The sequence below is a fragment of the Plasticicumulans sp. genome (assembly GCF_035331805.1).
In the GTDB taxonomy this organism is placed as follows: Bacteria; Pseudomonadota; Gammaproteobacteria; order Competibacterales; family Competibacteraceae; genus Plasticicumulans.
This window is the reverse complement of record NZ_DAOLKE010000561.1, coordinates 1-1,520: the sequence shown is the minus strand read 5'-3', so window position 1 is coordinate 1,520 and position 1,520 is coordinate 1. Positions and strand designations below refer to the sequence as shown.

The following is a 1,520-nucleotide window of genomic DNA, read 5'->3' as shown; positions in this document are numbered from 1 at the left end:
AGGCGTTCATGCCGGACTGGCTGCGGCTTGCGCTGATCGGCGCGCTGCCGGCGGCGCGCGAGACCGCGGTGCGCGACGCGCTGACCGCAGCGCTGCTGCTCGGGCAGGACGCGCCCGACGGCGGACTCCTCGAAGTCGTGACCGGTCACGCCGAGCTGCGCGCGGTACTGGTCGAGCTGCTGCGCACCGGGCGCGGTGCCCACGGCCGCGAGCGCATCCTGCTGCGCTTCCTGCGCGGCGAACCGCTCGAAGTGTCGGCCCCGCGCGCGTTCGTCGAACGCCTGAAGCGCGTTGCCGCGTCGCCGGCCGGCTACTGGCTGGCCGTCGCGGCGGCGAGCGCGGCGGCGTGGTCGCTGTGGCCGGCCGACGGCCTGCTCGCGCGGCTCGGCCTTCCGGCCGTGGACCTGACGCAGCTGGCCGAAGGCATCGTGTCCGCGCTGCCGTGGTTCGCTCCGGCCGTGCTCGTTCTCGTCATCGCCAGCGTCTGGCACTGGCTGGCCGGGCAGTTGTGCGGGCGGGCCGTGCCCGGCGCACGGGCGATCGACGCAGCACTCGCCGCAGTGGCGCTGGCCGGGCTGCCAGCGCTCGCGCTGCTGGTGGCGGTGCCGGTCGAAGCCTCCGACACCGGTCCGGCGCTGCTGCATATTCCCGGCGCGCCGCTGCGCTACGTGCTCGCGCCGACACTGCTCGCGTTTCTGACGCTGTGGCTGCGCCGGCTGGCGCTGCCGGACGGTCCGATGCGGCCGAACTTTGCGCACGCGCTGGTCCGGCCGCCCGAAACGCACCGGCGGCTCGCGCTGCGGCTCGCGGTGCTCGTCGCGCTCGGCGAGGCGCTGTTCTGGGCGGCTTACGGCAGCTTCTGGCTCAGCACGGGCGACCGCGATCCCGGCAGCGCGGCGTCCGTGCTGTCGGGCCTCGGCGCCGGCCCGGTGCGCGCATTCGTGCTCGCCGGTGCGGCGCTGTTTGCGCTGCGCGGGACACTTGGGCTCGCCTGGCGCGAACTGCTGCCGCTTGCGTTCGCCGTCGCGCTCGCGCGGCTCGCCGCCGTGCTCGCCGGCGACTGCCTTGGTGTGCTTGCCGCCGCGGGCGGTATCAACACGAGTTCCGCCTTTCTCCTTGCATGCAGCCTCACGCCGGGACTCGCATTCGCGTGGCCGGCTGTCGCGCTGGGCCTCACAATCGCGCTGGCCCGACTGAGCCTCTGTCCGCTCGGCGACTGCCGCAGCGTGCTAGCTGCCGCCCTCGCTGGCGCGCTGGCCGGACCGCTGCTCGCGCTGGCGATGGTGAGCATCCAGACGCTCGACGGCTCAAGCTTCGTGTTCTTCGTACCCCTGTGGCTGCTTGCGCCTTCGCTGCAGTCGCTGTCAGCAGGCGTGGTCCTGATCGGAATGCTGCGTGACACCGCACGCTGGCGCGCGGCGCGCGCGCCGTGGCTGCGCGCCGGCCTCGCGGCGGCGATGCTGCCAGCACTCGTCGTCGGCCCCGTGGCGCTCGGTGGGTTCGCGCTCATGTTCGGGAAT

At 74.1% G+C, this 1,520-nt stretch carries 1 protein-coding gene; it reads left to right on the top strand.

Features of this window, described 5'->3' with window-relative positions; translation table 11 throughout:
- Nucleotides 1-8: 8 nt before the first annotated feature.
- A partial coding sequence (locus tag PKE44_RS19375) for a hypothetical protein (RefSeq protein WP_324554488.1) occupies nt 9-1,520 on the top strand: 1,512 nt, incomplete at its 3' end.